This is a genomic window from Cyanobacterium aponinum PCC 10605 (assembly GCF_000317675.1).
Lineage (GTDB): Bacteria > Cyanobacteriota > Cyanobacteriia > Cyanobacteriales > Cyanobacteriaceae > PCC-10605.
Map to the genome: position 1 here is coordinate 1,795,052 of NC_019776.1, position 21,096 is coordinate 1,816,147.

14 protein-coding genes are annotated in these 21,096 nt (G+C 36.1%); 9 read left to right on the forward strand and 5 right to left on the reverse strand.

Annotation, left to right across the window (positions count from 1 at the left end; genetic code table 11):
- The first annotated feature begins 40 nt into the window (after positions 1-40).
- A complete protein-coding gene (locus CYAN10605_RS07515; protein WP_015217944.1) occupies positions 41-1,294 on the forward strand; it encodes an RNA-guided endonuclease InsQ/TnpB family protein in 1,254 nt (417 codons plus the stop codon).
- Here CYAN10605_RS07515 and CYAN10605_RS07520 read toward each other — a convergent pair.
- Positions 1,208-4,849, reverse strand: coding sequence for a calcium-binding protein (locus CYAN10605_RS07520; RefSeq protein ID WP_051018111.1), 3,642 nt, complete (start codon positions 4,847-4,849; stop codon positions 1,208-1,210). The genes CYAN10605_RS07515 and CYAN10605_RS07520 overlap by 87 nt on opposite strands.
- A gap of 263 nt (positions 4,850-5,112) precedes the next feature.
- Positions 5,113-5,562 (reverse strand): protein-lysine palmitoyltransferase, encoded by a 450-nt coding sequence (locus tag CYAN10605_RS07525; RefSeq protein WP_015219340.1) that lies wholly within the window; start codon positions 5,560-5,562, stop codon positions 5,113-5,115.
- A gap of 217 nt (positions 5,563-5,779) precedes the next feature.
- On the opposite strand from CYAN10605_RS07525, the gene CYAN10605_RS07530 reads away from it, so the two are divergent.
- The 3 genes from CYAN10605_RS07530 (at position 5,780) to CYAN10605_RS07540 (ending at position 9,841) form a co-directional block, all read left to right on the forward strand.
- Positions 5,780-6,217, forward strand: a complete 438-nt coding sequence (locus CYAN10605_RS07530) for a cupin domain-containing protein (protein ID WP_015219341.1) — start codon at positions 5,780-5,782, stop codon at positions 6,215-6,217.
- 38 nt (positions 6,218-6,255) lie between these two features.
- The gene (locus tag CYAN10605_RS07535) at positions 6,256-7,893 is read left to right on the forward strand and encodes a dipeptide ABC transporter ATP-binding protein (RefSeq protein WP_015219342.1); all 1,638 of its coding nucleotides are present in this window, start codon (positions 6,256-6,258) and stop codon (positions 7,891-7,893) included.
- A gap of 229 nt (positions 7,894-8,122) precedes the next feature.
- On the forward strand, positions 8,123-9,841 hold the full coding sequence (locus CYAN10605_RS07540) for an ABC-ATPase domain-containing protein (RefSeq protein ID WP_015219343.1): 1,719 nt from the start codon (positions 8,123-8,125) through the stop codon (positions 9,839-9,841).
- A gap of 458 nt (positions 9,842-10,299) precedes the next feature.
- Here CYAN10605_RS07540 and CYAN10605_RS07545 read toward each other — a convergent pair whose 3' ends face one another.
- The gene (locus tag CYAN10605_RS07545; protein WP_015219344.1) at positions 10,300-11,073 is read right to left on the reverse strand and encodes an SAM hydrolase/SAM-dependent halogenase family protein; all 774 of its coding nucleotides are present in this window, start codon (positions 11,071-11,073) and stop codon (positions 10,300-10,302) included.
- A gap of 308 nt (positions 11,074-11,381) precedes the next feature.
- Here CYAN10605_RS07545 and CYAN10605_RS07550 point away from each other — a divergent pair, with 308 nt between their 5' ends.
- Entirely contained in the window at positions 11,382-12,530 is a 1,149-nt protein-coding gene (locus CYAN10605_RS07550; RefSeq protein WP_015219345.1) for an S-layer homology domain-containing protein, read from the forward strand.
- A 197-nt stretch (positions 12,531-12,727) separates the two neighbouring features.
- Here the strand turns inward: CYAN10605_RS07550 and plsY are convergent, their stop codons facing one another.
- Complete coding sequence (gene plsY / locus CYAN10605_RS07555) at positions 12,728-13,366, reverse strand: glycerol-3-phosphate 1-O-acyltransferase PlsY (protein WP_041922452.1); 639 nt, start codon at positions 13,364-13,366, stop codon at positions 12,728-12,730.
- Positions 13,367-13,664: 298 nt separating this feature from the next.
- Here plsY and gmd point away from each other — a divergent pair, with 298 nt between their 5' ends.
- The 4 genes from gmd to ureG all read left to right on the forward strand — a co-directional run bounded on the left by gmd (position 13,665) and on the right by ureG (position 18,635).
- Positions 13,665-14,729 (forward strand): GDP-mannose 4,6-dehydratase, encoded by a 1,065-nt coding sequence (gmd, locus tag CYAN10605_RS07560; protein ID WP_015219347.1) that lies wholly within the window; start codon positions 13,665-13,667, stop codon positions 14,727-14,729.
- Between the two features lie 194 nt (positions 14,730-14,923).
- On the forward strand, positions 14,924-16,861 hold the full coding sequence (locus CYAN10605_RS07565) for a DUF4114 domain-containing protein (protein ID WP_015219348.1): 1,938 nt from the start codon (positions 14,924-14,926) through the stop codon (positions 16,859-16,861).
- 54 nt (positions 16,862-16,915) lie between these two features.
- On the forward strand, positions 16,916-17,869 hold the full coding sequence (locus tag CYAN10605_RS07570) for a GDP-L-fucose synthase family protein (protein ID WP_015219349.1): 954 nt from the start codon (positions 16,916-16,918) through the stop codon (positions 17,867-17,869).
- 172 nt (positions 17,870-18,041) lie between these two features.
- Positions 18,042-18,635 (forward strand): urease accessory protein UreG, encoded by a 594-nt coding sequence (gene ureG / locus CYAN10605_RS07575; RefSeq protein ID WP_015219350.1) that lies wholly within the window; start codon positions 18,042-18,044, stop codon positions 18,633-18,635.
- 442 nt (positions 18,636-19,077) lie between these two features.
- Here ureG and CYAN10605_RS07580 read toward each other — a convergent pair whose 3' ends face one another.
- On the reverse strand, positions 19,078-20,586 hold the full coding sequence (locus tag CYAN10605_RS07580; protein ID WP_241212806.1) for a WD40 repeat domain-containing protein: 1,509 nt from the start codon (positions 20,584-20,586) through the stop codon (positions 19,078-19,080).
- Between the last annotated feature and the right edge of the window lie 510 nt (positions 20,587-21,096).

Below are 21,096 nucleotides of genomic sequence, written 5' to 3' on the forward strand. Positions count from 1 at the left end.
ATATAATAACGAATATCTTAGCAAAACTTTTTGATTATAGATGGCTATAAAAAGAGTTACATTTAGACTATATCCGAATAAAGCTCAAAACGAGAAAATGCACTATTGGCGGAGATTGCACAAGGATCTCTATAATGCGTGTATCACTCATCGCAGGGAGCAATATAAGCGATATGGTAGAAGTGTGACTTATTTTGAGCAACAAAATTCTTTACCTGAGTTTAAAGAAGTATGGATAGAATACAAGAAGCTAGGTTCTCATGCTCTCCAAGCAACGGTAAAGCGTGTTGACTTTGCCTTTCAGCGATTTTTTAAACTAAAGTCGGGTTATCCAAAGTACAAGTCTGCTAGACATTACAGAGGATGGACATATCCTTGTAAAGCAGGATGGAAGGCTCTAAGTAACGGAAAGCACGGTAGGCTTAAAATCTCAAATTTAGGAGAAATTAAGATGCGTGGACAAGCTAGAGATTGGGGTGAACCTAAAACCTGTACGATTCTGTACAAACAAGGAAAATGGTACGCATCAATCACGGTAGAGTGTATCCCTACTCGCTATCAAACGGATAAGGGAGTAATAGGGCTTGATTTTGGGGTAAATGATGCTATAGCAGATTCATCGGGGAATTTTATCGAAAATCCTCGATTTTTAAAAGAATCTCAACAAAAAATCAATAAAGTTGCAAAGAAAGCTAGGAAAAAAAGAAATCCCCGTAAAGGGATAAAAGCCTCTTGTAGATGGAAAAAGTCTGCTAAAGCCGTAGGTAAAATTCAAAGTAAAGTTGCTCGTCAACGGCACAATTGGCATCATCAAGTATCGGTAGAAATCGTTAGCCGTAATAGCTTCATCGGTACAGAGCAACTTAACATCAAGGGAATGACCAAAAAAGCTAAAAAAGGTAGTAAACGTAAAAAGCAAAAAACAGGACTTAATCGCTCTATCTTAGATGTAGGGATAGGAGAACTCAAGTCCATGATTGCTTATAAGGTAACAGAAGCAGGAGGAATGTACATAGAAATTCCTACTCGCAAAGTAAAACCCTCTCAGACTTGTCCTAAATGTGGACATCAAAAGAAAAAATCTTTATCTGAGAGGGTGCATAAGTGCGAAAACTGTGGATTTACTACTAATCGTGATACTGCTGCCGCTATGGTCATCGAAAATTACATCAGGGGTATGGAACGTGCCTCTTTAGACGCAGAGTCGTCAAGCTCTACCGAGTGTGGAAACATGAGGCAAATTGGGGCGAAGAAGCGTCAGAAACGCATTTCTCAGCGTAGCGGAAATGCGTAGTTCATAACGATTGATTCTGATTAAACTATCTTCTTGGTGAGCTACCTTAAAAGCTAATCCTTCTTCTGCAAAGTTACTATGACTATCTCTGATACTTTGGCTTTCTTCTTCTCCTGCAAATATATAAGCCCCCGGCACATCTTTATTTTGAAAACGATGAATAGGAGTATCCAGCACTTTCAATGTAATATCGGTATTGTCTTCTCTAGGATTGACAAGGAATAGAGCGTCAGTGAAATCACCTTCAATAGTCATACTAGAGTCTATGTTATCATCACTATCACCATCAATCTCTAAAAAAATAGTAGAACCAAAAGCGAAAGATACTTTTATTTTTTCAGCACTTAAAAGACTATTTTGAATGGTTATTTGATCATTTTCTCCGAATCCTTCGATCATATCTTCATTTAATTGAGGTAGTATCCCCTGAATAATATTTGTACCACCAGAAATCAGGTCAAAAAAGTCTGGAGCAATGCCTGACTCAAAGGTATGATTTTGATTACCTGCAATGAATACTGTTGAGGTATCAGGCTGAGGTGAAGTGATAATAACGTCTTCTGGAAAGGCGGTGTCGGCAGAAGAAACATCGACAATTACTTGCTTATCAGTGTAGTTATTAAGAGTATTGGTCAAAATTTGGTCAAACAAAGAATTATCAAAAATAAAATTCTCTGTGGTTAAGTCTTCCTCTCGAATGTTTTGCAAAAGAATAATATCTCGTTCAAATAAAGAAATAATAAAATCATTTCCCTCTTGTCTGAATTCAAAACTATTTAGCCCTAAAGGAAAAGGAAAATCCACAATACCAATTACATCTTCTTCTACACTAAAATCAGTGATTGTATTAACAATTGCATCTTGAAAACTTTTACCATACTCTTCGATAACATCAAAATTGAGACTACCACCACCAGTAACCACATTTTCAACGATATTTAAAACTAAATCCCCACCATTGTCATCATAAAACCAAAATTCATCATTACCCGTACCACCAGATAAGATATTACCCCCTGAAGATATACTGGCATAGATTTGATCATTTCTCCCAAGGGCAAAAACCTGTTGATTACCATCGACAATAATCTTATCATCACCATCAGTGCCTACAATGATGTTACTATCTGTGGAAGATAAAAACTCTTCTTCCTCTTGAATCTTAATTAGCTTTCTTTTACTGATTAACTCCTCACTACTTAATCTTGTATTTAGAGTCTCATCATTAAAACCATTATTCTCAGTATCAGTGTCAGTTAAGTTTTCTTCTTCATCTAAAATACTAAAAGTATTGAGAATATTATTCCCGTCAGAAATTTTTTCAAACAAAGAATTGTCAAAGATAAAATGCTCAGGAGTTAAATTTTCCGTGGGGGTATTTTGTAAAAGAATAATCTCTCTCTCAAATAAAGAAATAACCGAATCACTACCCTGTTTTCTCCAGCTAACATTATCTATTCCCACAGGAATAAGAAAATCAGTAAAACCAATTAAATCCTCTTCAAGATTAAAATCGACAACTACATTTAATCTTCCCTCGCCAAAAGTGTTGATATATTCTTGGTAAACATTCTCTTGCCATACTTCCCAATCAACTTGATCAACATCTCCTAGTAAATTTTTGATCGTATTGATTACTTCTCCTCCATGCTCATCATAAAACCAAAATGCGTCTTCCCCTAGTCCCCCAGATAAAGTATTGCCTCCTCTGGCTACACCTGCATAAATTTCATCATTTCCTATACCAGCTAAAACCTTTTGTTGAGTGTCCACTATAATTGTGTCATCTCCTGCTAAAGTAATTATCTCAGTGGGATTAGAATTTTCAATTTGGACAAAGTCATTATCTTCTGTCAGAGTAAAAAAATTTCCTAAGTTCAACGGTTCTGACGGTTGTCTTGGGGGTTCAGAATTATCGGGGCTATTGAGATTTGGTAAGAAAGAAATACCGACAAACTCCCCAGTAGTTGGCAAAATCTGATTCTCATCTCTGATAATTCTTTCCATGTCACGATTTGTAAAACCCTGTAAAAGCACTCTCGGTTGTGGTATCTTTCCTTGAGCATCGCTGAATACAAGACCTTGATAAATTTTATTCCCTATAATCTGACTTTTGTATTCTATTGTATATCTTAGTTTTCCACCGCCATTGTCTAAATATAAGACATCCAAACCGGGATCAAAATCGGGGATTACCGTCATTTTATCGAGGATACTCGGTTCATCTGGTCGTTTTCCTGTGTATTTATCAATAAATTTCCATAGCTCTACCCCATAAACCCCCATATCAAGAACTAATCCGGGTAGTTTTCCGATAGGTACGACGGTTTGTGAAACATCAACGATTGTGGCTAAGATTTTCAACCCTTTAAGAACTAGGTTTAGAGAATCCGCAATCATGGCTTGATTAATTTGCTCTTGTCGAGATAATTCTACTGTAGTGATGACAAATACATCTGGCTCTGGTATTTTCGATTCTTTGGAGTTACCGTAAATCAACTGCACTTTGTCTTGAGTATTGGCAGATGTGGGTAATCCTGCCATGATAATATCCATGCCTTGTCCCGCCTCAATGGTGTCAAATCCTCGTCCACCATCTATCACTTCACCGATAGTAGGTAAAAAATTGTTGGCATTCTCTAAACTTTTGATAAAGTCTTTTAAGTTTTTAAGCTCCTGTTCCAAAAATGGAGGCAGTAGGAGATTTTCTGCCGGGGTAGAATGATCACCTCCAATAATGCTATCATCTCCCTCACCACCAAATAATATATTGATTCCTTGTTGGGAGGGATCTCCTGTCACCTTTAGTAAATCGTTACTTTTTCCACCAAAGAGAATATCTGTACCTTCTCCTGATAAAAGAGTATCATTTCCCCAATTGCCATAAAGGACATCATCTCCTAAACCTCCGTTAATATAATCATCTCCATATACATATATATCCTCTACATATGTTCCTATAGGCTTTATATAATCTCCATAAATAATATCGTTACCTTCTCCACCATCAATTACATCATCGTGTCCCATGCCTTCAATGGTGTCATTTCCAGCCCCACTATTAATTACATCCTTTGTCCTAATAAAATAATATTTCCATTGACTTACAGGCAGTCTGACATCTACTTCAATGAACTCATCTCCGTGAATTTTGTCATGTCCTACACCACCATTGATAGTATCCTGTCCATTACCTCCCCAAATCTCATTATTACCATTACCACCATCAATTACATCTCGATCGACTCCTCCTCTGATATAGTCATCTCCGTCTTCTCCAGATAAGCTATTATTGCCCCTTCTGCCATAAATTGTGTCATTGCCTGAACCGCCCCGAATCTCGTCATTATCATCTCCACCATCAAGATAATCATTACCTGCTCCACCCAAAAGGGTATCATTACCTCTTTCTCCAATCAGGGCATCATCTCCTTCATCTCCTCTGATGTAGTCGTCTCCGTCATCTGAACCACCCGGAACCCAATTAGCGTACCCCCCGTGAATGGTGTCATTTCCTTGACCTGCATATATACTATCTCTTCCTCCCTCACCCATAAGAAAATCGTTTCCGCCATAACCATTTTTCCGCCATAACCATTAATGATGTCTTGATCATTTGCCCCGGAGATAGTGTCGTTATCTTCTCTAGCATATACAACATCAACCCCAGATTTTGCCCAAACTACATTAAAGTTAGTATTTCTAATGTCGATGCGATCGTGGCTTTCCGTGCCTTGATATAATTTGCCCATTTTGGAGTATTTTTTCCTTCACATAGGATATTTACCCTTAGATTATAGCCTGATGAAAGATTTTGTCTAACTTTTATTTCTGTTATGATAAATGGCGATTTTGGCTATTTTTTTACTATCTTTAGTCAGTCTTAAACCTTTGATCATTCTATAAGGAAAAATATTATTTTTTAGGTCTTGACTAATTTTTTTTGCATGACCAAATGGTGCAATAAAGTAAAGAATATAGAGATTTTCTCCTGACTTTCTTTCTTCAATAGTCAAGTTAATATCATTTTTAATCATTTGTTCTTCTACTTGATCACTAACAAAAGCCCAACAAGCAAAACCAATAGGCTTATTTTCTTTTACGGTTCTATAAAGTCTATATTGATTTAGATGTATTGATGGTAAAAGGTAGTTAATAATAAAACTAATAGGGTATTTTCTGGAATTGTCACAACTGCCCATTAAAAATACTATTTCTCCTAATATTTTTGTCATATTTTCATTAATAGCTATATCACTTATACTCATATCTATTTCTATTTTTTATTTTTGATAAAATTACTTTTTAATGTTTATTAAAATATAATTATATTTGTTTATTTCTGATTTATTTTTTCCCAATATCTTTTAATAATAATTTGTCTTTTGTTAGTTATATTCAAAGTTTATTTATGTAACTAACTTAACATTTTTTAACAAATATTTTGATTATCTTAGAATTAAAGAGCAAGAAAAGGTGAACAAAATGGCACAAATCAAGAGTGTTTCACAACAAAAATTGCAATCAATTCAAGGAGGAATGGCTTTATTTTACACTCCCCAGTCTAGCCATGAAACCATGTTAGTGCAAATCCCACCGCACACCATTGATGATTTATTTGTCCATCATTTTCAAACGGATCAATTATTAGTTGTAAAGGGTAATTTTGTTTTAGTGGTTTTGCAAAATCGTCAATATCAGTATCTACATTTAACAGAAAATAATCCCCAAGTGATTACAATTCCCCCCGGTATTCCTCATGGTGCAATCAATTTGAGTAATGATTCTTGTTTGTTAGTTAATGCTGTATTACGTCATGGAGAAACTCATGTCAAAGATTATCAACCGATAAAAAGACCTTTTGCTTATAATTTAGATTTAGTGAAAAAATTGACTAATCAGCAGTTAGTAATCAATAATTGACTAGCACTTATCCAGTTTGTTAATCCCCTGTTTCTTTTATGAGTCAATGCCTTTTAGACATTAACAATTTACGTATTGCCTATTCTACTATTCACAGAGCAGATGATAGTAACCCCTCTTGGGCAGTAGATGGTGTTTCTTTTCAACTGAATACAGGGGAAATAATGGCGTTAGTGGGGGAATCTGGTTGTGGTAAATCGACTTTGGGCAGAGCGATGATGCGTCTTTTACCTAATCAGGCAACGGTAGAGGGAGAAGCAAGGTTTCAAGGGAAGTCTATTTATGATTATTCTGCTTCTGCTTTACGCAGATTTCGAGGGGAAGTTGTTGCTTTAGTTTTTCAAGACCCTATGACAAGGCTTGATCCTTTAATGACTATTGGAGATCATTGTATCGAAACTCTCAAGGCTCATCAACCCCATTTATCTTCATCTCAAGCAAAAGAAAAAGCCCTCACTGCTTTAGCTACGGTGAAAATATCCCCTGATAGATTTAATCAGTATCCCCATGAGTTTAGTGGTGGTATGAGACAAAGAGTTGCGATCGCACTTGCATTATTATTAGAACCTAAAGTAATTATTGCCGATGAGCCTACTACCAGTTTAGATGTTACTATTGCAGGAGAAATTCTACGGGAATTAACTGCATTATGTAGAGAAAGAGATATGGGATTATTATTGATTTCCCATGATTTAGCTATGGTAGCAAAATATTGCGATCGCATTGGTGTTATGTATGGCGGAAAAATGGTAGAAATGGGAACAGTAAAAGATGTTATATATAGTCCCAAACATGAATATACCAAGTCATTGTTAAAAGCCGCTTTTCATCTTCATCATACAGAAAATCAGAATCAAGAAGAAAAAAAAGAAGAAAATAAGCCCTTATTAGAACTAAAAAATCTGCAAAAATATTATACTATTTCAGTTAACTTTATAGAGCAATTATTAGGGAAAAAAAGTCAGTTTATTAAAGCCGTTGATGATCTCAATTTAAACATTTGGCAAGGAGAAATCCTCGGTTTAGTGGGGGAATCTGGTTGCGGGAAAAGCACCCTATCCCGTACTATTTTGCAATTAATTCGGGCAACCAATGGGCAGGTGTTATGGCAGGGAAAAGACCTAACAACCCTTTCTAGGTCACAGTTACGAGGTTTGCGAAGGGAAATTCAAATGATTTTTCAAGACCCCCACGCCTGTTTAAATCCTATGATGACTATAGGGGAATCTATTATTGAACCTTTAATCATTCATCAACTAGGCAATAAATTAGAAAATCGTCAACGGGTTGAAACTATGCTACAACGAGTAGGATTAGACCCCAAAGAATATTATAACCGTTATCCCAAAGAACTTTCCGGGGGTCAACAACAAAGAGTTGCCATTGCCCGTGCCTTAATTACACAACCGAAATTAGTGATTTGTGATGAGCCTGTCAGTATGTTAGATGCAACGGTACAAGCGCAGGTATTAGAATTGATGCTAGAACTGAAACAGGAATTTAAGCTAACTTATCTATTCATCACCCATGACTTATCCGTAGCCCGTTTTCTGTGCGATCGCATTGCCGTCATGAATGGTGGTAAAATAGTTGAACTAGATGTCACCGAGAAAATATTTAACAATCCTCAACATCCTTATACAAAAACTCTACTTGCCGCCGCCCCTACCCTTTGAGTAATGAGTGAGCTAGTTTTGTACTCAAATTATCTGGTTAAGACAGGGAATAGGGAATAGGCAATAGTGAATAGTTAAGAATTAAGAATTAAGAATTAAGAATTAAGAATTAAAAACTCCTAACTCTCATCCTCATTACTCATTACTCTCCTGTCACCTGCCACCTGAAACCTGACACCTTTTTTTAAAGATAATTTATCACATCCAAAGTAAGAAAACCATTTTATCAATGAAAAATAATCTACAATTAAAAGAATTATTAAAAAACTTAGATGGAAAAAGTTATCCAGCTTATAAAAGTATAAAAAGTGAGTATAAATTCGATAACTTTAACTTAATAATAGATCATGTTCAAGGAGATCCTTTTGCTTCTCCTAGTAAAATTAGAATAAAGATAAATCAATCCATAGCCAAATTTCCTGAAAATCTATTTGATTCTTCTATTCGCAATATTGCTTTAACAGATTATATTCATCGCCAAATTATTGATCATCTTAAACAAATTAGTCAAAGGCGAGGTAGTGGAAAAAGTGGTTTGATTGCCATTGCCGACATTGCTCAAGAAGTGATACAACGCAGTAGTGTTTTACTGAATAAACAAGAGTTAGAAGTGCGTTTAGTGGTGGGGCTACCCGCTAATGGGAGGAGAATTTTAGGATTTCAAGCCATAGAATTACTTTGTGAAAATATCCCCGAAATAGTTAACAAATGCCTGTTATATGATGTACTTAATCATCAAGATGTTAAATACCATGTAGAAACCGTTGAAGATGCCAATTATATTCGTCAGGAATTAGAGAATCAAGATTTAGTGGCATTTGTGGCAAACGATGCCATTTTACCCCGTGATAGTGGGATTTCTCCTTTGCCCTTACAAGGAAAAGAAGTGATTAAATTTCAATCTCCTCCTTCTCTGGAAGTGGAATTTATCTGTCCAAATCGAGGTAAAGTAAGGGGAATGGGTATTAAAAAAGGAATTACTCTTATTGTTGGGGGGGGTTATCATGGTAAATCAACTTTACTTCATGCCATCGAATTGGGGATATATAATCATATTCCTGATGATGGTAGAGAATTAGTAATAACAAATTCAACAGGGGTAAAAATTCGAGCTGAAGATGGGCGTAGCATCACAGGAGTTGATATTTCTCCTTTTATTAATCATCTTCCTCAAGGTAAATCAACGGTTAATTTTCATACTCCAAATGCCAGTGGTAGTACTTCTCAAAGTGCTAATATTATGGAAGCCTTAGAAGTGGGCAGTAAGTTATTGTTGATTGACGAGGATACTTCGGCAACTAATTTCATGATTCGAGATGGAAGAATGCAGAAGTTAATTGCTAAAGAAAAAGAACCAATTACTCCTTTAGTGGATAAAATTAAGGCATTATATGAAGATTATGGTGTCTCTACGATTTTGGTGATGGGGGGAAGTGGGGATTATTTTGAAGTAGCAAATACTGTCATTGCTATGGATAGTTTTCAACCTTTAGATGTGACGGATAAGGCAAAACAAATTGCACTCGATTTTCCTCAATTTAGGGAGGGGGGCGATAGTATCAAATTTGGTAAGATTACTCCCCGTTTTATTAATCCTGAAAGTATTTCCGCAAAAAGAGGTAAGCGAGATGTCAAAATTCAAGTCAGAGATTTAGATACAATCCAATTTGGGATAGAAAATATTGATTTAGCTTCTGTTTCTCAGTTAGTGGAGAATGGTCAACTAAGAGCGATCGCATTTTCTATATTATATACACAGAAAAAATATTTAGGACAAAAAAAATCCCTTTCCGAAGCTATCAATTTATTGATGAAAGATTTAGAGACGAAAGGGCTTGATATATTAACAGATTTTCCTCAAGGGGATTTAACCATGTTTCGTCATTTCGAGTTAGCTTGTGCTATAAATCGTCTGCGGAGTTTGAAAACTTTTAAGAAATTAGATTAGTAGCAATTAATAACTGGTGTTAAGCAAAAACATAATTGATTGTCGGTAGAAAGTTACAGGTTACAGGTGTTAGGTTAAATAACCTCAGTTCGGTTTAAGAATATCGGAAAAGGATAGGTGTCAGGTGTCAGGTTTCAGGTTGCAGGTGTTAAAGTGATGAGAGAATGAGAGGGGAAGTAGGGGCTTGGGGTTTTGGGGTGTAACGTCAGTTCGGGTTAAGGCAATTTTATTCTTATTTCTAAAAAGCTATAAGGTTTTCTGACTACGAGATAATGCTTTCAGCTTATCCAAAACTCAGGTTAAATAAAAATTTATAAAATTTAAGTTTTAAAATCCTCTCTTCCCTTTTCCCTTTCTCCCCTTTTAAGGGGAGACACAGAGGGGTTTTCCCTTTTTCAATGAACAATTTATCACGAAGAGAAGTAATAGAGCCAAAATAATTTATCACTGCGAAGAAATTACTCTATTTTTACTGTAATAAAATCACCATATTCTTTATTTAAAATCATTTTAGCATTACCCTGATTAATGGCTATTTCTACATATCCATGACTACCAATAAGGGTAAGTAATTCTTTCTTTTTAATGTTGCTATAAGTGGATTGAGGAAAAATTTTGTTATCTCCTTCTTGTACATACCAAGATTTATTTTCTAACATTTTAGACGGGATATTAGTAATTAAATTACCATAAATATCAACATATTGAATTGAACCAATTATTTCCTTTTCTTTAATTATGGGATTAATATCATCTAAAATAACTAAATCTTCTTGATTAAGATTATGACCTAAAGTTTCTAATCCGATACCTTTACTTAAGTAAGCTGTCATTGGTGCAAAGATATCTCTACCATGAAAAGTGTTGCTAGGATTGTGATTAAGCCAATAATTACTATTCGTTAATTCATAAACTTGTTGTGGTTGATACTTGTTTAAAACTCCTGTTATTATGCCATTATTAGGACATATTATATAACCCTTTTCAAATGCGATCGCAACTATTTTTCTATCACTACCAACGGTAGGATCAACTATAGCTAAATGAATGGTATCATCAGGGAAAAAATCCACAGCACTTGCCAAAGCAAAACTAGCGGCGATGATATTTTGAGGAGGAATATTGTGAGTTAAATCAATAATATCTATATCTGGATTAATTGTTTTTATAATCCCTTTCATCACTCCTACATAAATATCTTGTAAACCAAAATCCGTCAGTAAAGTAATCATTATTAATACTATGTTTTTTTCGTTATGAATTTAATAGTTTTTATTTAATCTAACACTTAATAAATAGTTCAAACTAAATAAGGATTGAGAGAAAAGTAAAGTGGTGTCGCCAAGTTTAAGCAATAGGTAACGGTTTAAAATAACGATAACTCAAAGGCTTGAGTAGTAATAATGATTGTTCATAAATTGCTATTTGTTTCAATTATTTTTGATTTAGACATCAGAAATGGGGCTAAAACCCTAACGAAGAAACCTTTACGATGAGAAAACTATAGAATAGTGATAATGTTAATTCAGATAAATAGGCAATGGCTCGAATTTTATACTTTCTTCCTCTATTGATTATTTTGGCAGGATGTAGCGGTAATCAGGCTTTAGAATCTCGTTTTGCTCCTGATTCTCAGTTGAATGATAATACAACTAATACCACTGATGGTGCTAATAATCCTAATCAGACAGATAATTCGACATTAGCCGATAATCCAGAAAACAATAGTGATAAGATTAATCTTCCGTCTAACTTTCCTCAAATTATTCCTATTTACGAACCATCTACTCTAATTAATGTTAACCAACAAACTATTAAATGGCGATCGCCTGATCCCTTAAATTTAATAGTAAATTATTACCAACAAGAGTTATCAGCAAATAACTGGCAAATAACGAAATCCCAAGAAAACTCCATTAATGCAACTCATCAAGGGGATAATCTAACATTAAGTCTTATCCTTACTCCTCAAGGTAGTGAAACAGAGTTATCTCTGACTTATAATACTTCGGAAAGTGCGAATAATAGCTCTTTAGATACTCCCACAGAAAATACAGAAAATACCGTTAGTGAAGATTTAACCCCTCCTCTACAGGAATTAGCAAGATTAGGTATTGTTTCCAACTCAGAAGTAATAAACCCCTATAATACTATTTCTCGTCGAGAATATGCCCGTTGGTTAGTGCAAACTAACAATCTTCTTTTCCAAGATGTCAACAGTAAATTAATTCGTGAAGCTAATCCCAATAGTAAACCAATTTTTACCGATGTACCAGTTTCAGATCCAGATTTTGCCGTGATACAAGGATTAGCCGAGGCAGGTTTAATACCCTCCCCCCTATTAAAGCAAGGAGAATTTACCAGTTTTAATCCGGATAAACCATTAACAAGGGAAAATTTGATCACGTGGAAAGTGCCTTTAGATTTTCGGGAAAAGTTGCCTAATGTTACTTTAGATGCTTTAAAGGAAACATGGGGATTTCAGGATTTAAGTAAAATAGATCCGGGGGCTTGGTCTGCATTATACTTAGATTGGCAAAATGGTGAATCTGCCAACACGAGAAAAGCCTTTGGCTATATTATTTTGTTTCAACCTCAAAAAGAGGTTACTTATGACGAAGCCGCAAGAGTTTTAAGTAGTTTTGGCACAAATACAGATATTAGTTATCTAAAAAATGTCAATAAATAACCTCAGTTCAGTTTAAGAATATCGGATAAGGTTAGGTGTCAGGCTGCAGGTTGCAGGTGTTAGGGAAGACGAGAGTTCGCACCGAAGGCTTTTACACTCCCTTCAGTCGTGAACGGAGTTTAGAGTTTTTAATTTTTAATTATCAACTATTTACTATTCACCTTTGCCCCTTGCCCTTTTTGTGATTGCTGATTGAATTATGCCGTTTGTCCGATACGGGGTTCTTTTCCTGATAAGATACGATCGATGTTACTGCGATGTCTGATAATAACATAACTAGCGGCAATGATAGCGAAAACAATATAAGGAGCAGTAGGCTGTAAAAGCCACATTAATATATTAACTGCGATCGCAGCGCTGATAGAACTAAGAGAAACAATTTTTGAGATAGACAATACAATTACAAATACTCCTAAAGTACCTAATCCCAAAAAGGGATTCATAGTGAGTAAAATTCCCAAGCTAATAGCGGCAGATTTACCCCCAGAAAATTTTAACCAAATAGATTTACTATGACCTAAAACAGCTAATAAAGATGCGATCGCAATCAGCCAATCCTGCCATTGTATTGGCAATATTTCCCCACCACCATAAATAAAAAATAATTTTACACTGGCTACTGCCAAGATCCCTTTTAACATATCGATTAATAATACTGTCAGCGCCGCCCCTTTCCCTACGGTTCTTAATACATTTGTTGCTCCCGTAGAACCTGAGCCATATTCCCTAATATCAATACCTTTTAAAACCAAAGCCACTAAATAACCAGTGGGAATAGAACCCAACAAATAGGCAAAGAGAATCAAGCCAAAACTGATAAGAAGTGAAAAAGTCATGACAAAACCTGTTGAACACTGACATATATTATCAGGGATCATGGATATTTAGACAAATGCCCTAAATAAAACCTCAGTTAGAACCAAGAATATAAGATAAGAGTCGATTTTAGGTAACAATTGAAAACCATTAATTTATCACAGATAAAAATCAAATATATTAACTTTACTTGTCTAGTTTTCTCTGAATTTAACCTCAATAAGTCTAAAAATTACCTAATAAAAAAGATACAACTTAAGTTAAACTTAGCAAAACAGTAGGAAACATTTTTTTAATATATCCGAAATATATTTTATTATGACTGATCGTAAAATAGCTTTAATTACCGGCGTTACAGGGCAAGATGGTTCTTATTTGAGTGAACTATTGTTAGAAAAGGGTTATGAGGTTCACGGTATTATTAGACGAACTTCCACCTTCAATACTGATAGAATTGATCACATTTATCAAGACCCCCACCAACAAGATGCTCGGTTTTTTCTTCACTATGGAGACTTAACCGATGGTACAACCCTAAGACGTATTCTGGAAGAAGTTAAACCTGTAGAAGTATATAATCTGGGAGCTCAATCTCATGTAAGGGTCAGTTTTGATGCCCCTGAGTTTACCGTTGATAGTGTGGCGATGGGTACATTGAGACTATTAGAAGCCATTAAAGACTATAGACAGCGCACAGGTATTGATGTGCGATATTATCAGGCTGGTTCATCAGAAATGTTCGGCAAGGTAATGGAAATTCCCCAAAAGGAAACTACCCCTTTTTATCCCCGTAGCCCTTATGCTTGTGGAAAAGTTTATGCTCACTGGCAAACAGTAAATCACCGTGAATCCTATAACATTTTCGCTTGCAATGGGATTTTATTCAACCACGAAAGCCCCCGCCGAGGTGAAACTTTTGTTACTCGTAAAATCACAATGGCGATCGCACGTATTGTGGCAGGGCAACAGAAAAAATTGTATTTAGGTAACTTAGACTCAAAAAGAGATTGGGGTTATGCTAAAGACTACGTTAAGGCTATGTGGTTAATGTTACAACAAGATGAGCCAGATGATTATGTGGTAGCAACGGGGGAAACCCATTCTGTGAAAGAATTTTTGGAATTAGCCTTTTCTCACGTTAACCTCCAGTGGGAAGATTATGTGGAATTTGATGAGCGCTACTTACGCCCCGCAGAAGTGGACTTATTAATTGGAGATCCCACTAAAGCTAAGGAAAAACTAGGTTGGCAACCATCTTTAACCTTCCCCCAGTTAGTTAATTTGATGGTAGATGCAGACTTAGAGGCTTTAGGTATCAGTAATGGTGATAAAGTCCAAGATCAAGCCTATATTCGTCATAATATGCGACCTAGTGTTAACTAGAAAGATATAAAAAAATAAGAGGATAAGGAGATAAAAAATTACTTAATTCCTCTTCTCCCATTAACCGTATCCAAAAATAAGCAAATCGATTATTCGATCTACGGTACTATGGAACTTGAAATTGCGTTCGGTGTAGCATTACCTTCGATGATCGAAATTTATATTTCCTTGACATTACTTGAGCATAATAGCTTATGACAATTGAATATACCTCCCTAGCAGATCAACTTATCGCCTACCTCGCCAACGATAGGTCAAACACATCTGGGAAAAGTTCTTCACTTAATACAAGTATCTTGCTTAATGCAGATCTTTTTGGTAAAGAAGGAACAATTATTACTGCTAATTATGGATTTGAAGGCTATATGGGAATACCCGGCATGACGGGAACAGATCAAGCCTCTCAGGATATTGCCTTTGCGAATAACGTTTCTTGGCAAGATTTGGGGGGCAATACAACCATGAATCAACGAGCCTATACTTCTGCTATTAGCACTGATACAGTTCAAGCAACTTATGATGTTGATATTGAAAAATTAGATAATATTCCCGTTGTTTTTAGTTTTCCCTTGTTACCAACAACCGTTAATCCTACAGACTTTAGAATTACTCGTAACGATGGTGTGGTGGTGACACCTGTTATTGCTTCTTTTTTGCCCAATGCAGAATATAATGAACGGCAAACAGTGGTAATTACAGGAGAATTTGGCAATAGGGGAATTCCCGGTACAGAGGGAGCAATTTATCCTGTATCCGTTTCTACGGTGTTAGACTCAACCCCACTAGAAATGATTGGTGAAGATGGTTTAATGAGTGCAGTAGGTATAACTGTTGATAGCCAAAATCCTTATGTTGTAGGTAATGGACCTAAAATGGTTACGGCTAAGTTAAATCGTTTTAGTGATTTAGGAGAAGGTGCGCCCCTTTGGCTAGTTACTAATCAAAATAATAGCGGTTCTGACTTGTATGGAGAACAAGCCCTTTTCCGTCTTCGTATTTATACCAGTGCTGGATTTTCCCCCGATGGTATTGCTAGTATTTTGCCAACGGATTATCAAAAATTTTTCTTGGTGAAAGCTGAAGATTCTTCAGGTAATATAATTGAGCTTGTAGAAACAGGGGTTGATTATGAAATTTCTGGATTTGGTTCAATTCGAGTGGAAGGGTTAGCAGATTTATCTTTAGCACAACCCACTTATGATAATACGTACATTGAAGATCACGACAATTACTACGATATTATTCTTTCTGGGGATGAAGAAGCTATTAATCAAATCAAAACTGTTGAACTTCCTTCCTCTGGGGATTATTCTGTAGTTTACAATCCAGGCGGCCCCGGTAATAATCCAAGCAGTAATCCTGAAGGTCCTTTTACTGTTCCGAGTACACCCCATCAGGTCAATGTTGACAATGATATTAACCGTGTTTCCAATGTTTCTTATGTAGAAGTTGATGGAGCGGTTATGCGTAATCCCTATACAGGTCAACCCATTGGGGAAAACATGGGGGTAGCAGTCAAAGATTTAGCCTCTGGTTATGAAATTTATCAATATTTAGATCCTGATGGTAAAGTTTTTTATGCCTCATTTTCTGTCTCAACGGATTTAGTCACCGATTTGACAGACGAGCTAACATCTCCCACTCCCATTAATTTCATTGATGCTAGGGAGTTAACTCAAGGGGAATCTTTTACTGTTTCTGGTTCTTATAGTCGTGAAGCGGCTTTTAATAGTGAAATGGGGTTTTATCGTATTTTAAATGAATCTGGGGCAGTATTAGATCCTCTCACGGGTACAGAAATTAACCCAACAGAAGCAGGTTACGTAGAGGTTGCTTTATCTGAATCAAACCGATTATCAACTTCAGGCTCAACTTTAGCCGCAGAAAATTTCACAACTAAAAGTTTTGCTTTTAGCATCTTCGGCGGTGAATTATATGCACCATTTCTAAAAGTAGATTTTGGAGATTTTGGCAATGGGAGCGAAGAAATTTATTTTCCCTTTGCTGGTGCAAATTCGGACAAACTTGATCATGTCACCAATTTTGGTGCTAACGTCATTGGCTTTGAGGATTTAAACGGAGGGGGAGACAGAGATTTTGATGATATTATTCTCCGTTTTAGCATCACTTAGCTTTGTTCCTATATATACATCTCAACTTTATTAACCTATTAACTATTTATTGTTATGTTAGATTTAAGTACGAAAAAAATTCTTGTCACAGGTGGAGCTGGTTTTCTAGGGAAACAAGTGGTTGCGGAATTGATTAATGCAGGGGCAAACCCCGATAAAATTACTGTACCTCGATCGCGCGATTGTGATTTAACGGTGTGGGAAAATTGTCAAAAAGTCGTTGCGAATCAAGATATTGTCATCCATTTAGCCGCCCACGTGGGTGGTATTGGTTTAAATCGAGAAAAACCTGCGGAATTGTTCTATGATAACTTGATGATGGGGGCGCAGTTGATTCATGCCGCCTATCAAGCAGGGGTAGAAAAATTTACCTGTGTCGGTACAATTTGTGCTTATCCTAAGTTTACTCCTGTACCTTTTAAAGAAGAAGACATCTGGAATGGCTACCCAGAGGAAACTAACGCCCCTTATGGTATTGCTAAAAAAGCCCTTTTAGTACAGTTGGAAGCCTACCGCAATCAGTACGGTTTTAATGGCATTTATCTTCTACCTGTTAATTTATATGGCCCTGAAGATAATTTCGATCCCCGTAGTTCTCATGTAATTCCTGCTTTAATTCGTAAAGTTCATGAAGCCCAAAAAAGAGGCGATCGCACCCTCCCTGTCTGGGGGGATGGAAGTCCTACCCGTGAGTTTTTATACTCCAATGATGCGGCGAGAGGCATTGTTATGGGTACACAAATGTACGATAGTAGCGAACCCATTAACCTCGGTACGAATTTTGAGATTTCCATTAAGGATTTAACAGAATTAATCTGTGAATTGATGGAATTTGACGGTGAATTAATCTGGGAAACCGACAAACCCAATGGGCAACCCCGCCGTTGTTTAGATACAACTAAAGCGAAAGAAACCTTCGGTTTTACTGCTAAAATGAATCTCAGAGAAGGTTTGAAACGTACCATTGAATGGTATAGACAGAACGACTCTCTGACTTTGAGTCTGTAAATTATTAGTGAAGGTAGGCAAAAGGCAAACCCCCCTTTATCCCCCCTCGAGAGGGGGGAGGGCAACAGGCAATAGGGAATTATTTAATAATTAATTTCTCCTCCCTTTCCCATGCTTCCCACGCCTCCCTCTCTCCCCACCTTAACCAAGCAACTGAGAGACAAACTAAGCAATGACATTTAGAATCGGCATCGCAGGACCTGTTGGATCGGGCAAAACCGCTCTTTTAGACGCTTTATGCAAGAATATGCGAGAAAAATACTCCCTCGCCGCAGTTACTAATGACATTTATACCCAAGAAGATGCTCAATTTTTGGTGCGATCGCAGTCCTTAACTCCCGATAGAATTAAAGGAGTAGAAACGGGGGGATGTCCTCATACCGCTATTAGGGAGGATGCTTCCATTAATATAGAGGCGATCGAGGAATTGGAAACAACTTTTAAGGATTTAGATATTGTCTTTGTGGAAAGCGGAGGAGACAATCTAGCGGCGACATTTAGCCCTGAGTTAGTGGACTTGACCATTTATGTTATAGATGTGTCCGCAGGGGATAAAATACCCCGTAAAGGGGGACCTGGCATCACAAAATCTGACCTCTTGGTAATCAATAAAATTGACTTAGCTCCTCATGTTGGTGCTAGTTTAGAGGTGATGACAAGGGATTCTCAAAAAATGCGTGGTGATAAACCTTTTATTTTCACTAATTTAAAAACAGGAGAAGGATTAGAAAAGGTGATTGATTTTATTCAATTTCATCTTCATTGAAGATTTACCTTTGCCTGTTGCCCATTGTCCTTTTTTACCAAAAAATCGTGGGTCTTAGGTTCCCTGCCGTTTACGGCATTAGTGATATATAATATTTTTTTTAGAGGAAAGGTAATCAACATCTTTAAAAACCTCGAATCTAATCGATTTATCGAACGAGGAGCTGTCTCCTGAACTTGGTTCAGGAGCTTGTAAGCTCCGTCTTGAAAACCAAAGTCATAGGGTTCTGTCGGGAAAAGCTCTGACAGGTAAAGTCTTTGAGCAGTAAGTACAGAGGAACCAAGTATTTTAATTTCTCAGGTAGGGTAGGGCATACCCGAACCGCTCTTGAAATAGAGCATACGCTTGAGGAGAGAACCATCTCTGGACTAATTTAAGCAATTGGGTTAGTTTAAGTGGACTCGATGAACCAAGAATCCTCGTGCATTCATGCCGAGGAGTGTCAAAAAGTTGACTGTTGCCAAACTTTGACAGTCCCATCAACTCCCCCTGCCGCTAAGATAGTTCCGTCTTTACTTAAGGATAATGAGAAAATACGATTGTCATCACTAATTTTTAAGTGTCCTAATTCTGACTCACTACTAGGGTGCCAAATTTTGATTAAACCATCTGTCCCCGCACTGTATAATAATTTATCATCAGGGCTAAAACATAAATCCATCACTTGTCCTTGATGTCCCTTTAACTCTAAAAAAGGTTCTATTTCGAGGTAAAGACTAAATGTTGTTGTGGGTAAACGCCAAATTTTGATTGAACCATCTGCACAACCTCCCGCTATTAATTCTCCTGTACTATTAACTGCGATCGCATCTAAGGAAGACATATTGCCAATTAATGCCCCTAATTTATTTTCTCCTGCCAACTGCCATAGACTAATAACTCCATCGCCTCCCCCCACCGCAACATATTCATGTTTTTCACAAACTGCCACTGCACCAATAGCACCACTCTCGTCAAAACTACTAGATAAAAGTCTTCCTGTCTCTAAATCCCATTGTTTTAAAGTTTGATCTGAACTACCACTTAAAAGGATTTTCTGCTCATTAGCAATGGCTAAACCATTAATTGAACCTTCATGAAGACTCATAGTATGTTCTAATGACAAACGCCAAGATTTATTTTTATCTCCTTTCAATGACCAAATTTTGACATCTTGATCTAAGCCCCCTGTAGCAATACCATAGTTTATATAATCAAGATTATTCACACAAACAGCAACGACACCTTGATCAGAAATTTCAACTCCATCAATTTCAACTCCAGTTTCTAATGACCATAATCGCAAATATTGATCCCATGAAGTGGTTAATAAATAATTATTATCTTTTGTGATTTTTAAATCTGTAACCGATTGCTGATGGGCATTGATTATATGAATACATTTCCAAGCAATTTTTGGTGGTGCTTCTAAATCATAATTAACTGTTTTAGTTAAGGCATTTTTGTCAGGTAATTTTATAGATGAACTGGGAAAATTTTGACTTTTATTAATGTTTTGATTTGTTTGATATAACTGCTCTAAAGTTTTTAATCTTAATTCTAATTTATGTTCTTTAATATATTCAATTATGCTGGTAACAGATTTATTGATACTTTCAAGATCATCTTGTAAGGAGGCTATAATTTGATTATCAGACTTAGGGGTATTACTGGCTAATTTAGGAGGGGTTATAACTGCTTTCTGTTTCTCAATATATTCATCAATAGTTTCTTTAACCTCGGCAACCTCCGCAGAAAAACGTCTCATTTGTAAACTCAAAGCCCCTGCAATTCTTGCTTTTGTTCGATTTTCAGAGCGAAAACGGTTGATTAAACTGAGAATTAGGGTGAAGGTAATAGCAATAATAAATAGAATCTGATTGTCTATGGTGAGGCTAAGACATAAACCTATGATAGTTAATACAATACTTAAATATTCAGCCCATTCAAACCAACCGATCATCAAAATCATTATTCTTCTACCTGTAATAAAAATCAAGTATTTTTAAATGTTGAACAGTAAATCTCTATAAATATAAACTAATATTAGCCTACATCTATAACAATGCAGAATGAAAAATGAAAAATTAAATAATGGTTGATTTCTTATTCCTAATTAGAGTTTATTGAAAAAATCCTTGGATGAGGGAAATAGGCACTCTTGCAATGGTTTGAAAGGTTTTCACTGTAAGGATTTCAATATGTAAACATATAATTCTTAGCCAAAATTTGGCTAAAAAACTCAATTTTTGTGCATTTTTTGTTAACTTTGTCAATGTAGTATAGCTAACCCGCTTATTTTTATGGGATTAAGATCTTTTTTGCATTAGTACGATAATACTAAAAAAATAAATCCTTAAAATAAATTTCAATAGTTTTTTTGTCAATTCTTATTTCTATTTCCTGTTCTCTACTTCGAGCAGTTCATTTTTTGCCAGATACAAAATTTGAGTTATAAATTATCGTTATTTTAACTAACTTT

Bases quoted from the DNA above. Each gene is read 5' to 3' on its own strand.
- CYAN10605_RS07580 (WP_241212806.1), bottom strand. From the start codon at position 20,586: ATGATTTTGATGATCGGTTGGTTTGAATGGGCTGAATATTTAAGTATT.
- CYAN10605_RS07535 (WP_015219342.1), top strand. From the start codon at position 6,256: ATGAGTCAATGCCTTTTAGACATTAACAATTTACGTATTGCCTATTCT.
- ureG (WP_015219350.1), top strand. From the start codon at position 18,042: ATGACATTTAGAATCGGCATCGCAGGACCTGTTGGATCGGGCAAAACC.
- CYAN10605_RS07530 (WP_015219341.1), top strand. From the start codon at position 5,780: ATGGCACAAATCAAGAGTGTTTCACAACAAAAATTGCAATCAATTCAA.
- CYAN10605_RS07540 (WP_015219343.1), top strand. From the start codon at position 8,123: ATGAAAAATAATCTACAATTAAAAGAATTATTAAAAAACTTAGATGGA.
- CYAN10605_RS07550 (WP_015219345.1), top strand. From the start codon at position 11,382: ATGGCTCGAATTTTATACTTTCTTCCTCTATTGATTATTTTGGCAGGA.
- plsY (WP_041922452.1), bottom strand. From the start codon at position 13,366: ATGACTTTTTCACTTCTTATCAGTTTTGGCTTGATTCTCTTTGCCTAT.
- CYAN10605_RS07570 (WP_015219349.1), top strand. From the start codon at position 16,916: ATGTTAGATTTAAGTACGAAAAAAATTCTTGTCACAGGTGGAGCTGGT.
- CYAN10605_RS07520 (WP_051018111.1), bottom strand. From the start codon at position 4,849: ATGGGTGAGGGAGGAAGAGATAGTATATATGCAGGTCAAGGAAATGAC.
- gmd (WP_015219347.1), top strand. From the start codon at position 13,665: ATGACTGATCGTAAAATAGCTTTAATTACCGGCGTTACAGGGCAAGAT.
- CYAN10605_RS07515 (WP_015217944.1), top strand. From the start codon at position 41: ATGGCTATAAAAAGAGTTACATTTAGACTATATCCGAATAAAGCTCAA.
- CYAN10605_RS07525 (WP_015219340.1), bottom strand. From the start codon at position 5,562: ATGAGTATAAGTGATATAGCTATTAATGAAAATATGACAAAAATATTA.
- CYAN10605_RS07545 (WP_015219344.1), bottom strand. From the start codon at position 11,073: ATGATTACTTTACTGACGGATTTTGGTTTACAAGATATTTATGTAGGA.
- CYAN10605_RS07565 (WP_015219348.1), top strand. From the start codon at position 14,924: ATGACAATTGAATATACCTCCCTAGCAGATCAACTTATCGCCTACCTC.